Genomic DNA, 13,289 nt, shown 5'->3' on the forward strand with positions numbered 1-13,289 from the left:
TATTGTTATGGCTGGCATAACAACAATGAAAGCGACGGTGTAACACAACGCCATGAACGAACAACATGTATCGCCCAGCCCGTCGATCGCCGTCGTCGGGGCGGGCCCCCGCGGCACCTCGCTGCTCGAGCGCCTCGGGGCGAACCTTTCCGCTGATCACGCGCCGGATCCGCACGCCACCGCAACCGTCACCCTCGACGTGCATGTCATTGATGACGCCCCCTCGGGGGCCGGCCGCATCTGGCGCACCGATCAACCCCGCGACCTCTGCATGAACACGCTCGCCCACGCCGTCACGCTGTTCACCGAGCCCGGCGCCTCGATCGCGGGCCCCGTGTGCGAGGGCCCCACACTGTACGAATGGGGCGTGCTGGTGCGCTCCGCCGCCGGATCTGCCGGAGCCGACAACCCGGCCCCCAAAATGTGCGGGGATGAATCCGCTTTAGACCGCCCCATAAGCGGAATCTTCCCCGCACATTCTGGGTCTGGCCGTGAACCGAGTGACATTCCCACGGCACACTCGGCCGCTTTCGCAGCGCATCCCGTGCGCGCGGGGCTCGCGGCCGACTACCGAGACGAGCTCGCGCAGCTGCGCCCCGAGTCTCACCCGAGCCGCGCGTTCTACGGCGAATACCTCGCCTGGTGCTTCGATCGGGCGGTGTCGCTGCTGCCCGACTGGGTGCGGGTGACCCGACACCGCGCGCGGGCCGTAGGCATTGAGCGGGTGACGCGCATCTCGGCTCGCTCCGCCGACACCGCCAACCCCGCCGGGGATGGGACGCCGCAGGCCGTCGAACGGGACCACATCACGCTCGACGATGGCTCGGCGGTCACAGCCGACGCGGTCGTACTGGCGACGGGATGGCTCCCGACCACCGATTCCGCCGCCGAGCGGGCACTCACCAGTCAGGTCGCTGCTACCCGTCGCCGACCGAGCGGCGCACCAGCCGCGACCTGGGTGCGGCCCGCGAGCCCCATCGAGCAGGATCTCTCGGAGATTGAGGCAGGCCAGGCCGTCGTCATGCGCGGCCTCGGCATGAGCTTCTTTGACACGCTGTCACTGCTCACGCTCGGCCGCGGCGGACGCTTCGAGACTGACGCGGAGGCCCCCGGCGGGCTGCGGTATGTGGCGACTGGCGCGGAGCCCGTCGTCTTCGCAACCTCTCGCCGAGGCGTGCCGTTTCGCTCGAAGTCGCTGTACGGCGGGCTGCCCCCGAGGCCCGCTCAGCGATTCCTGCGCGCGGTCGACTGGGCCCACGAACCCCGCCCCATCAACTTCGACCGCCGTCTATGGCCACGCATCGTTGGCGATGCGTTTCTCGATCACGCTCTCACGCTTGCGCGTGTGCGCCCGGGATCCGTCGTGGCGCAGCCCACAGCGCCGCAAGCATCGCAGGCGACGCACGAGGCTCCCGTGTTCGCCCAACTCGAAGCGGCACTTGCCCAGGCGATCGACGAACTGGAGCGCTCCGCTGGAGCGGACACCGCTCACGCGGATCTCCTCCACACCGTCGACCGCATTTCGACGACCGTCGCACCCTTCATCGCAGACCCCGCGGATCGCTTCGATCTGGCCGGCGAACTTGATCCGGCACAGGCACAATTTGCATCGCCAGCCGCGTTCGATGCGTGGGTGCGCGAGCGCGTCGCGGCCGACCTGCACGAGGCCGAGCGAGGCCTCGACAGCCCTGTGAAAGCGGGGCTGTGGTCGGTCAGCGCGGCGCGCGGGGTCGCGAGCCGCATCGGCACACTCGGCGGATTCGATGCCGAGTCGCGAGCTTCGGGTTTCGGGCTACTGTTCGACGTTGGCGGCATGGTGGGCTCGGGTCCGCCCGCATTTCGCAACCGCCAGCTGCTCGCGCTTGCCGAGGCGGGGCTCGTGCGGTTCGTGGGGCCCGCGGCACAGGTCAGCGTTGTGGCCGAGACTTATCTCGCGACAACCGCGAGCGCATCCCCACGCTTCGTCGCCGAGTCGCCGCGCGTCGCCGGATCCCGCGTCGAGGCCCCCGCACTCGTCGACGCCTGGATGCACTTTCACTCCCTCGATGCGACCGCAGATCCGCTTTCGTTGGCGCTGCTCGGCACCGGTCGCGCCCGTTCATTTCGCGTCGCCGCCCGCACTGTCCCAAGCTCGCCCGGCGAACCCGGCGCACACCGCCCGGGCACGGTCGCCACGGGCGGCTTCGACATCGACCCGGCCAGCGGTCGACTGGTGCGGGCCGACGGCACGCTCGACCCGGCCGTGCACGTCGCGGGAATCCCCGCAGACCAAACCCTGCACGACACCGTGATTAGCCCGATGCCAGGCACGGATCCCCCGATGCTGCGAGAGACTGATCGGGTGGCGCGAAGCGCGATCCGGATCGCCCTCACCTCACACCCCAACCCCGTTCTGCCCCTGGCAGCCGAGAAAGAAGGAGCCACCCGTGCCTAACAAGTCAGACCAACCGGTCGCTCTCGTAACTGGAGCGTCAAGCGGCATGGGCCGCGAGATTGCCCGCGACCTTGGCCGCACGCACCGTGTGATCTTGGTGGGGCGCGACGCCGAACGGCTCGCCGCAGCGGTGGTGGATGCGGGGTCGGGCGCCGAGGGGTGGCAACTTGAGCTCACCGATTATGAGGCCGTTGCGGCTCGCATAGCGGCGCTCGATCGCCTCGACGCAGTGGTACACGCGGCGGCGATTGGCGGCAACCGCTCCGTCCACGAGGCGATGGTGGGCGACTGGGAGCGGTCCTTTGCGGTCAATGTGACTGCTCCGGCGATGCTCACGAAGCAGGCCCTGCCGCTCGTGCGCGCTTCGCGTGGCACGATCGTGTTCATTGGATCCGGGGCGAGCACGCGTCCCGTGCCCGGCAGCGCGATCTACGCGGCGAGCAAGCACGCACTGCAGGCGGTCGCCGACGTGCTGCGCATCGACGAGGAGCCGCACTTCGTGCGCGTCGCGACGGTGGCTCCGGGCCAAACCGACACCGCAATGCTCCGAGGTATGGTGGGCGATTCGGGCTATCGTCCCGAGCTCTACATTCAGCCGTCGTCGGTCGCGCAGGCGGTGCGTTACGTGGTGGATGCCCCCGCCGACGTGCAGATCACCGACGTGGCGGTGCGCCCGCGGCGCGAGATTGCGCGGATATAGGGGTTGCAGTTGGCGTAAAAACAATTGTGCGAAATTGTGGTTCTCGGACAGAGAAACCACAATTTCGCACAACTAGATTGGGGCAGCAAGGCCGGCTGGCCTGCCCGGGCTAGACGATCGGCTCAAGCACCTTATTCTTCGCCATCGTGCGATGCAGGATGAGGAAGATGGCGCCGGTGGCGATGAAGCCCACCATCCAGGCGATGTCGATGCCCTGCAGTGGCCCGGCCATGGGGCCCGTGTAGAGCGGAGTGATCATGAAAGGCACCTGCGCCAGCAGGCCGAGACCGTAGCTCCAGAGGCCGACGGCGTTCCAACGGCCGTAGCTGCCACCCGTCTCGTCGAAGAGATCGCCGACCTTGTACTCACCCTTGCGAATGATGAAGTAGTCGACCAGGTTAATCGCCGACCAGGGAATGAGCACGTACAGCAGTAGCGTGAGGAACTGGTCAAACATCGCCATGAAGTCGCCCTGCCCCAGCAGCGCGATCAGAGTCGCGACTCCACCCGAGACGATTGTCGTGACGACCCGCACTCGCGAGCTGATGACGACCTTGAAGTTCGATTGCATCACGGTCAGTGCGTTCATCACGGCCGAGTACAGCTCAACACCGTTGATGAGCGCCGAGCTCACCGCGAAGATGATGAGCACAACGAGGCCGATCGGGCCGAGGAATTCACCCAGAGCCGCCAGCGGGTTGTCGGGATTGACCGCGCCCAGCAGCACGCCGAGGCTCATCACGAAGACCGAACTAATCACGAGGCCGAGGTAGGTGCTCCAGAACGCTGTCTTAGGGCCGGTCTTCTTCGGCAGGTAGCGCGTGTAGTCCGAAACGTAGGGTGCGTAGGCGAGCTGCCACACGACACCGATTGCCAGCATCGAGAAGAATCCCTCTGCGTTGAATGAAGCCTCGGCACTTGCCACCGCAACTTCAGGGACACCCGCGAAGAGGATCATCGAGAGCGCAACGGCAACACCGATAATGACCGACAGCCAGGCCATTGTCTTGCGCAGCAGATCGTAGCCAAAGACGCACAGCACGATTCCGATCGCGGCGAACACGAGGATGGCGACGGTGCCGTTGAACTCGGGGAAGACTGCGATGACCGCATCCTTCGCCACGATCAGGATTCCAGCAAAGAATCCCATGAACATGATGAACGCGATCAGTGCGAAGATGCTCGCACCGAGATAGCCAAACTGCGCCCGAGCCTGCAGCATTTGCGGAATGCCGAGGTGCGGCCCCTGCGAGGCATGCAGGGCGGCACCAAACGCACCGATCACGTTGCCCGTGACGATCGCGACGATGCTCCAGATCACCGGCAGCCCGTAAGCGCCGCTAGCGATAGCGCCGGTAACGACGGCCAAGGGCATCATATTGAGGCTCATCCAGATCGAGAACACCGACCGGCTCGTACCGGTCCGCTCGGACTCAGGAATGGGCAAGATGTGTTGCTGTTCGAAGCGCACGAATGACTTCGTGACCGTCGGTGGCTCGTGGTGTGTCATGGGTTTCTCCTTGTCGGCGTCATTGCCTGGGCTGCAGCACGGGAGCTGGCCCTCTTCAAGATCACTACTAGATAATGCGAATTTGGAGCCGAAAGCGAACAGTTGTTTCTGATGCCAGCCATCACCAAAAACGATGTAAACGCTTGCGTGCAACTCTTATGTTGATGCTTCGGCCTTGGCCGGCGAACTGTCCCCCCACATGCTGATGCGGGCAATACAAAGAGCGGCATCTTGACGGTGTCGCCAAGATGCCGCTCTTCGGTGAGCCGTGCTAGAGCCCAGAGCGCTCGGTCGCGAGGCCGAAGGCACTGTCGAGCAGGCCCGCCATCTCATCGATGTCGTCGCGCGTCATGACGAGCGGGGGCGAAACCTGCACGAGCGGGTTCCCCTCTGCATCGATGGCGACGCGGCAGAGAAGCCCCACCTCGGCGAGTGCCGGGTTGAGATACTTGCCCACAAAGTCGCCAGCGTTGAGTGGCTCTGCCTCCCAGCGCTTTGTGGTTTTGTCGGTCACGAGCTCGAAGGTGCGGTGGAAGCCATCACCGCGCATGTCTCCCACAATCTTGACGTGCTTTGTGGCAACCTCAGTGAGCTTCCTCTCGAGGTACGGGCTCAGAGCGGCAACGTTCTCGACGACGCCCTCTCGCTCCATGATCTCGAGGTTCTTGAGTGCTGCGGCACAGGCCACCGGGTGGCCACCGTAGGTGAGCGCGTGGTTGAACATGCCCACGGGGCCATCAAGCACGGTTTCGATGACCCGGTCGCTCGCGATGACGCCGCCGAGCGGCATGTAGGCCGATGCAACGCCCTTCGCGAAGGTGATCATGTCGGGTTGGAAACCGTAGTGCTTCGAGCCGAACCAGCTGCCGAGGCGGCCGAAGCCAGTGATGACTTCGTCGGCAATCAGCAGAATGCCGTACTTGTCACACAGCGCACGCACGCCCTGGAAGTATTCGGGTGTGGGTGGCTTCAGGCTGCCGCCGGCGTTCTGCAACGGCTCCATGATGAGGGCCGCGACCGTGTCTGCGCCCTCCTGCACGATGAGCGATTCAAGCTCCCCGAGCAGAAAATCGGTAAACTCCTGGGCCGTCTCGCCCTCGGGGCGACGGTAGCGCTTGGTGTTGTGGGTGTGGCGCACACCGTTCATGAGCGGTTCAAACATCTTGCGCACGTCAGTCATGCCGTTGAGTGACATCGCACCGAAGCTGGTGCCGTGGTACGCCACACGGCGACCAATGAACTTGTAGCGAGCGTGGTCACCGCGCGTGATGTGGTACTGACGGGCGAGCTTGATTGCGGACTCATTTGACTCACCACCGCCCGAGGCAAAAAAGACGCGGTTGAGGTCGCCGGGGGCGAGCTCAGCGAGCTTCTGCGCGAGCAGGGCTGCGGGCGGGTGCGTCACGCTCCAAGTCGTCTGGAAGGGCAGTGCCGCGAGTTGGTCACGCACTGCATCGCCAACCTCGGCACCGTGGGTGTAACCAAGCTGCACACAGAATAGACCTGCGAGCCCATCGAAGAAGCGACGGCCACTCTCGTCGAAGACCGAGCAGTGCTCGCCTCGCACGAATACGGGCAGATCGTCTTCGCGGTACTTGCTCGCGGGGGTGAAGTTCATCACCAGGTGGCGCTTGGCGATCTCGGAGAGCCCACTCGGGGCTTCCACTGCTGCCTCGTCGAGTTCGATTGATTCTTGCTGCAGAGTCATTTTTCTGGTTTCCTCTCAGTCGTCTCTGACTGAACGTGTGTCGTCACTACTCATCGTGACAGCAACCGTTTGATCGGTAAAATAGTTTTTATATTATTGCTGCATCTGTTTTACTGATGCACTTCCCACGACATACGCCGCGGGCGAAAGCGCTAGCCCCACTGCATCCACGTGGTCTTGTAATCCGTGTAGTTCTCGAGCGCGTGCACCGAGAGGTCACGCCCAAACCCCGACTGCTTGAAACCGCCAAACGGGGTCGTGAACCCGAGTGCGTCCACCGTGTTCACTGACACCGTGCCAGCGACGAGGCGCTGCGAGACCCGGTGTGCACGCGAAAGGCTTCCGGTCCACAGTGAGGCCGCAAGACCGAACGGCGTCTCGTTTGCCTTCGCAATCGCTTCTTCCTCAGTATCGAAGGGGGTAACGACTGCGACGGGGCCAAAAATTTCTCGGGTGTGCACCTCGTGATCCGCCGCGACGTCGGTCACGATCGTCGGTTCGATGAACGCGCGTGAGCCGTTGATCTCGGGCCGCGCGCCACCGGCCACGATCGTGCCATCGCGGCGCGCATTCTCAATCGTCGCCCACACCGTATCTGCGTGCGCTTCTGACACCAGCGATCCGATGCCCGATGCCGGATCGAGCGGGTCGCCGGGCGCGTATGCTTTGGCAGCCTCAACGTAGTGGGCCAAGAACTCCTCGTACACTGAGCGCTCGACGAAGATGCGTGAGTTGGCCGAACAGACCTCGCCCTGGTTGTAGAAACTACCAAACGCGGCCTTCGCTGCGGCGAGCTCCAGGTCGTCGCAGTCGGCAAAGACGAGATTGGAGCTCTTGCCACCGGCCTCGAGCGCGAGACGCTTCATGTTCGACTGGCCCGCATACTGCTGCAGCTGCTTCGCAACCTCGGTTGATCCAGTGAATGCGAGCATGTCGACGTCCTCGTGCAGGGCGAGTGCCTTGCCCACGACGGAGCCGCGCCCCGTCACGACGTTGACGATACCCGCGGGAATTCCCGCCTGCACCGCCAACTCCGCGAGCAGTAGCGTCGAGTGTGAGGCCTCGACGGGGGGCTTCACTACCACCGCGTTACCGGCAGCGAGCGCGGGGGCAAGCTTCCACGTCGCGATCTCGAGCGGGTAGTTCCAGGCGACGATGACGCCAATCACCCCCAGGGCCTCGCGCGTGACCAGAGCAGTCGATCCGGGAGGGGTCTGGGGAATCAGATCCTCCGTCTTCTCGATCGCCTCGCCGTAGAAACGGTACAGTGCGGCAGATCCGGGCGCATCAATTGTTGACGATTCGCGCACGGGCTTGCCCATGTCGATGGAGTCGTAGAGCGCGAACTCGTCAGCACGCTCCTCGATGAGGCGCGCCAGTTCGAGCAGTCGCTCGCGGCGGAACCCAGCGCCAGCGCGCGACCACTCCCCCGATTCGTAGGCGGCACGGGCCGCAGCGACCGCCGCGTCAACGTCCTCCTGCCCGCACTCGTGAATCTGTGAGATCTCGGTGCCCGTGGCCGGGTTCGTTTTGGCAATGGTCTTGCCCGTGCGAGCCTCAACGCGCACTCCGTTAATGACGGGGCGGCCGTCAAACTCGAGTGCTTCGGCGGCAGACTTCCACTGTGCAAAGCTGCGAGACATGGGGGTCCTCTTTCGTATTGAGAAAAGTAAAGTCGGGGAGATTGATGGACTACCGGGTGCGCGCAAGCGCGACGTCGAGGGCCGTCCAGGCAAGCGCGAGTGCCCCCTCGCGCAGCGTCTGCTCGGCGGTTTCGCCGACGCAGGCGGCCGCGAACTCCAGCTGGTGGTTGCTGGCGGTGCCACCCACCCCGATGTAGGGGTGGATCGCGTTGACGACCTGGGACACGTTGCCCATATCGGTCGAGGCGCGGTTCATGGTGGCGGCCTCGGGCGCGACGTCAAAGTCGCGCCCCAGGGACACCGCGTTGGCGCGGTAGAGATCAAGCGCCTCCTCGTCGGTGCGCATCTCCGAGTAGCGCGCGCTCTCGGGAGTTACCGTGAGCGTCGCGCCCGTCGCGAGCGCGCCGGCTTCGAAGCACTTCAGCACGCGCTCTTCGAGGTCGAGCAACTGTTCCGTCGAGTCGGCGCGCACGTACCAGCGCCCCTCGGTACGCTCGGGGATCGCGTTGGGTGCCTCTCCGCCTCGCGTCTGCACGCCGTGCACCCGCACGCCGTCGGGTAGTTGCTGCCGCAGCAGAGAAATGCTGAGTTGCGCGATCAAGAACGCATCGTTGGCGTTCACGCCGCGCTCGGGATAAGCCGCCGCGTGGGCCGCCTTTCCGTCGTACTGGACGTGCCAGTGCGCAACGGCGAACGGCCGCGCCTCGGCGACGTCGACCGGTGCGGGATGGGCCATGAGAGCGAAATCGAGGTTTCCGAATGCACCGCGCTCGAGCAGCTCAATCTTGCCGCCCCCGCCTTCTTCGGCCGGAGTACCGATGACCTCGATCGTCAGTCCAGCGACGCTCGCCACCTCTGAGAGAGCGATCGCGCCGCCCACCGACATCGCAGAAATCAGATTGTGGCCGCACGCGTGACCGAGTCCGGGCAGCGCGTCATACTCGGCCATAAATCCGACGGTGAAGGGGCCGGATCCGAGCATCGCCCGAAACGCCGTCTCGAGCCCAAGGTACGGCTGCTCGATCTCGAAGCCGTGGGCGGCGAGCACCGCCGCTACGGCTGCCGACGAGCGGTGCTCCTGCCAGCCCAGTTCGGGGTCGGCGTGCAAACGATTCGACAGCGAGACGAGCTCGGCGTCGACAGCGGCGCATCGCTCCCGCACCCGTTCCTTCAGATCGCTATTCATCGCCCGGTACTCCGTACGATGGCGCCGCGACGGGGTTCAGGCCACGGTTTGTGTAATCATCTCGCTGCGGCAGCCACTCAGCGAGCGTGCGACCCAGGTCTTCGATGGGTGTCTCCGACCAGTCGACGCGCAGGTCGGTGACCCGCCAGCCCGCATTGCTCACGACTGAGATTCCCGCGGAGTGCACGGGCCCCTCCTCTCCGCCAGCCGCGATGGCAGCCTGCAGCGCTGCGAAGAGGCGCTCTTCGATCCTGCCTGGAGCCGACAGCGCCGTGTCGACGAGCGCGTCGAGCACGTCGAGGCTCGCGAGCATGTTGCCAGCGGCGACAGCGTTCTCACGTTCGGCCGAGCCAAAGATGCCGAGCGCGCGACCACCGGAATGAACGGCGGTGCGTCCGTCGGCATCGAGCACGAGCAGCTGACGGTAGTCGATTGTCTCCGGATCGGCAGAGCTGACCACCGCCGTAACCGCCTCGGCGGCACTTGATCCGGATCGAAGCTGCTCGATCAGCGCCGGGCCAAGCCGCGGGTCTGTCACATTTTGCGAGTGGGCACCGCCGACGCCGTCGGCGAGGTTGACGCAGCGGGCAGCCACCGCGGGCGAGGAGGAAGAGATTGCCGATCCGAACTCGCCAGTCTCGGGATCGCGCAGGATCAGCGAGAAAGTCACGCCGACACCTCGCTGATCACGGCGGTCGCGTCGATTTCGACAAGCCACTCCGGGCGGGCGAGTGCCTGCACCACGATGCCGGTCGACACGGGGTAGACGCCCTTGAGCCACTTGCCAACGACCCGATAGACATCTTCGCGGTATCGCGGGTCGATGATGTAGATCGTGACCTTCACGATGTCTTCGAGGCGACTGCCTGCCTCGTCGAGCAGCAGCTTGATGTTGGCCATTGCCTTCTCGGTCTGTGCCGTGACATCCCCAATACCCACCGATTCGCGGGTGTCGAGATCCTGCCCGATCTGACCCCGCAGATACACGACGCCGTTCGCAACTACTGCCTGGCAGAGGTCGTTGTCGAGATTCTGCTCGGGGTACGTCACTTTGGTGTTGAACTTCCTCAACCGCAGATGCGTCGGCTCGGCCACGGGGTCCTCCTCATTGAGTGGGCGGTGCGCAAATTGCGCTTCAGGACTATTGTTCGGGGTAAAGATGTATCTGTAAAATAGTCAAAACCTAAACAGGCAATCAGCAAATCAGATTGACCGGAAGGACGCAACGCAATGGCGCAACGCTTCTCCATCACCCTCACGCAGCTGAACTACTTCGCCGAGTGCGCGAAAACGCTCAACATGACCGCGGCAAGCCAAGAACTGCACGTGGCCCAGTCCGCGATCTCAACCGCGATCTCTCATCTGGAGAAAGCGCTCGGTGCCGCACTATTCATCAGGCAACACTCAAAGGGCCTTATTTTGACCAAGGCGGGCGAGAGCCTGCTGCGCGATTCGCAGCGCATCTTTGGTCTACTCACCGACGCGATTGAAGACATTCGGGCTGATCAAGACCAGGTGCGCGGCACCATCACGATAGCGTGCTTCAACACTCTCGCCCCGTTCATGCAACCGCAACTGCTGGGTCTGCTGCAGCAGAAGCATCCCGACCTCACCGTCGACATTCTCGAGGGTGACTATGAGGAATGTATCGCCGCGCTGCGAGGCGGGCGTGCAGAAGTCGCACTGATGTACAACCTCACCAATGCAGAGGGCATCAACCACCAAGTTCTCGGCCATGTGCGCCCCCACGTCGTATTGCACGCCGAGCACGCGCTGGCCTCGCGCAAGGAAATCGCGCTCACCGAGCTCGCTGACGAGCCGTTCGTCCTGCTCGATCTCCCCGACAGCAACGACTACTTTCTGGGCATGCTGCGCCAGCAGGGACTCACGCCCAACATCAAATTCCGCACGTCGAGCTATGAGACCGTGCGATCCCTTGTCGCAACCGGACTTGGGTTCTCGATCCTGAATCAGCGGCCACTGATCAGTGAAACCTACTCGGGCAACCGCACTGTCGTAGTCGAGATCAGCGATCAAGTGCCCAGCCTCGGGGTATCAGTTTCGTCCCTTGCACAGATGGAGCGATCCGCGAGGGCCGCGGCCGTCGCAGAGGCTGTGCGCGAGATTATGGCAGGGAGATAGCACCGTCCAGTGCACCCAGATTCCCCTCGCCTGTTGTCATGTGAATTTTCGATTGCGGCAGGTCAAGGCATCTCTGAATTCGATTCAGTGGACCGCGAACGTGTATTGGCCAACCTGCCCCCCGCTCCTGTTTGCTTGTGAATACCCGGGGTGACCGCACCAGTCGCACCCAGAGCGGGTCGCACCAGCAAACGGCGAAGTTTGCGCGGCCCCACGGGCTGAACAAGCTATTTCGAGCGGAGTACGAAGCATGTCGACCCAAGAGATCGAGGTCACCGAAGTCCTCGTAGTGGGCGCTGGCCAGGCCGGCGTGGCCATGAGTGAGCACCTGACCACCCGCGGGATCCCCCACATCGTGCTCGAGCGCAGCCGCATCGCTGAGCGCTGGCGTACCGAGCGTTGGGACTCTCTTGTCGCCAATGGCCCCGCCTGGCATGACCGTTTTCCTGGTCTCGCCTTCGAGGGCGTCGACCCCGACGATTTTGCAACCAAGGACCAAGTCGCCGACTATTTTGAGGCCTACGCCGCCAAGATGAATGCTCCGATCCGGTGCGGCGTGGAAGTTACCACAGTGCGCAAGAACGAGGGCGGCCCTGGCTTCATTGCCGAAACCTCCGTAGGCAAGATTCAGGCGCGCTATGTCGTGGCGGCAACGGGTGCGTTTCAGAACCCCTCGATCCCCCCGATCGTGCCGGCAGAATCCGGCGTAGAGCAGATTCATTCGAGTCAGTACCGTAACCCCGGCCAGCTGCCCGAGGGTGGCGTGCTCGTGGTGGGCGCGGGCTCCTCGGGCGTGCAGATCGCGAATGAGCTGCGCAATTCGGGTCGCGCGGTGCATCTCGCGGTCGGCCCGCACGACCGCCCGCCGCAGCGCTACCGTGGCCGCGGCTTCGTCTGGTGGCTCGGGGTGCTCGGCAAGTGGGAGGCCGCGGCTCCCCCGCAGGGTGCCGAGCACGTCACCATCGCGGTGAGCGGTGCCGATGGCGGCCGCACCATCGACTTCCGCGACCTCGCGGCGAACGGCATCACGCTCGTGGGTCGCGCAAACGGGTTTGAGAACGGCTCCGTCAAATTCGGCACTGACCTCGCCGCCAATATCCATCGCGGCGACGAGAACTATCTGTCGACCCTGCGCGAGGCCGACGAGTTCATCGCACGCAACGGTCTCGATCTACCCGCCGAGCCCGAGGCACATGTGCTTGGACCGGATCCTGCCTGCGTCACTGACCCCGTACTCGAGGTCGACCTTGCCGAGGCGGGCATCACCTCGATCGTGTGGGCCACCGGGTTTAAGACCGATTACAGCTGGCTGCAGGTTGACGCGTTCGACGAGAATGGCCGCCCGCAGCAGCAGCGCGGTGTTTCCTCCGAGGCCGGCATCTACTTCCTCGGTCTGCCGTGGCAGTCGCGCCGCGGTTCGAGTTTCATCTGGGGCGTCTGGCATGATGCCAACTACCTCGCCGACCAGATCCAGATTCAGCGCGGATACCTCGAGTACGAGGGCGACGGGTTCCCGTCCGAGCGGCACGCGCTCGCGCAGCCGGCAGTCGCCCCCGCTGCCACCATCACGGAGCAGCTCGCGCACGTGTAGTGAGCGGCGCTGCGCAAGAGGCGGGGTCGCCTCTTGCGCAGCGCGATCCGGAACAAGCCCGGTATCAGAAAACTACAGTGTGAAGTCCGTTGCGACCCGACCCACCGCGTGGCGCTTCACGACGGCGCCCGCCGCGACGTGCTCGGGGTGCGGAGCGTACTCGGCAAGGCCGGCCGCGTCGTCGAAGTCAACGATCAGCGTGAGGTCCCAGTTGTCACCATCGAACAGCTCGTTGCGGTGCACCGACAGCGCGCGCACGCTCGGCACGAGCTCTGCCAGCGGCGTCAGAGCGGAGCCGATCTCGGCGGCCTGGGCATCGCGAGCCTCGCGGGTCTCGCCGCTCAGCTTCCAGCTCACAATATGGCGCAGGGTCAT

The 13,289-nt window shown here is 64.4% G+C and carries 11 protein-coding genes; 4 read left to right on the forward strand and 7 right to left on the reverse strand.

Annotated elements, in window-relative coordinates; genetic code table 11:
* Positions 1-52: 52 nt before the first annotated feature.
* Complete coding sequence (locus C795_RS0103550; protein ID WP_017792383.1) at positions 53-2,434, forward strand: FAD/NAD(P)-binding protein; 2,382 nt, start codon at positions 53-55, stop codon at positions 2,432-2,434.
* On the forward strand, positions 2,427-3,134 hold the full coding sequence (locus C795_RS0103555; protein ID WP_026139422.1) for an SDR family oxidoreductase: 708 nt from the start codon (positions 2,427-2,429) through the stop codon (positions 3,132-3,134). The genes C795_RS0103550 and C795_RS0103555 overlap by 8 nt, the downstream gene beginning before the upstream one ends.
* Positions 3,135-3,243: 109 nt before the next feature.
* On the opposite strand, the gene C795_RS0103560 is transcribed toward C795_RS0103555, so the two are convergent.
* The 6 genes from C795_RS0103560 to C795_RS0103585 all read right to left on the reverse strand — a co-directional run bounded on the left by C795_RS0103560 (position 3,244) and on the right by C795_RS0103585 (position 10,276).
* Positions 3,244-4,644 carry a purine-cytosine permease family protein gene (locus C795_RS0103560; RefSeq protein ID WP_017792385.1) on the reverse strand — a complete coding sequence of 467 codons (1,401 nt, stop codon included), beginning with the start codon at positions 4,642-4,644 and terminating at the stop codon, positions 3,244-3,246.
* 271 nt (positions 4,645-4,915) lie between these two features.
* Positions 4,916-6,352, reverse strand: coding sequence for an aspartate aminotransferase family protein (locus C795_RS0103565; protein WP_017792386.1), 1,437 nt, complete (start codon positions 6,350-6,352; stop codon positions 4,916-4,918).
* Between the two features lie 152 nt (positions 6,353-6,504).
* A complete protein-coding gene (locus tag C795_RS0103570) occupies positions 6,505-7,995 on the reverse strand; it encodes an aldehyde dehydrogenase family protein (RefSeq protein WP_017792387.1) in 1,491 nt (496 codons plus the stop codon).
* 49 nt (positions 7,996-8,044) lie between these two features.
* The gene (locus tag C795_RS0103575; RefSeq protein ID WP_033348987.1) at positions 8,045-9,181 is read right to left on the reverse strand and encodes a M20 family metallopeptidase; all 1,137 of its coding nucleotides are present in this window, start codon (positions 9,179-9,181) and stop codon (positions 8,045-8,047) included.
* Positions 9,174-9,851 (reverse strand): DUF1028 domain-containing protein, encoded by a 678-nt coding sequence (locus tag C795_RS0103580; protein WP_017792389.1) that lies wholly within the window; start codon positions 9,849-9,851, stop codon positions 9,174-9,176. The genes C795_RS0103575 and C795_RS0103580 overlap by 8 nt, the downstream gene beginning before the upstream one ends.
* Positions 9,848-10,276 (reverse strand): RidA family protein, encoded by a 429-nt coding sequence (locus tag C795_RS0103585; protein WP_017792390.1) that lies wholly within the window; start codon positions 10,274-10,276, stop codon positions 9,848-9,850. Before C795_RS0103585 ends, C795_RS0103580 begins: the two co-directional genes overlap by 4 nt.
* Positions 10,277-10,411: 135 nt before the next feature.
* Here C795_RS0103585 and C795_RS0103590 point away from each other — a divergent pair, with 135 nt between their 5' ends.
* Positions 10,412-11,323, forward strand: a complete 912-nt coding sequence (locus C795_RS0103590; protein ID WP_017792391.1) for a LysR family transcriptional regulator — start codon at positions 10,412-10,414, stop codon at positions 11,321-11,323.
* Between the two features lie 250 nt (positions 11,324-11,573).
* On the forward strand, positions 11,574-12,914 hold the full coding sequence (locus tag C795_RS15080; protein ID WP_017792392.1) for a flavin-containing monooxygenase: 1,341 nt from the start codon (positions 11,574-11,576) through the stop codon (positions 12,912-12,914).
* Between the two features lie 72 nt (positions 12,915-12,986).
* On the opposite strand, the gene C795_RS0103600 is transcribed toward C795_RS15080, so the two are convergent.
* Positions 12,987-13,289, reverse strand: a complete 303-nt coding sequence (locus tag C795_RS0103600) for a Dabb family protein (protein ID WP_017792393.1) — start codon at positions 13,287-13,289, stop codon at positions 12,987-12,989.

It is taken from the genome of Leucobacter salsicius M1-8, assembly GCF_000350525.1.
In the GTDB taxonomy this organism is placed as follows: Bacteria; Actinomycetota; Actinomycetes; order Actinomycetales; family Microbacteriaceae; genus Leucobacter; species Leucobacter salsicius.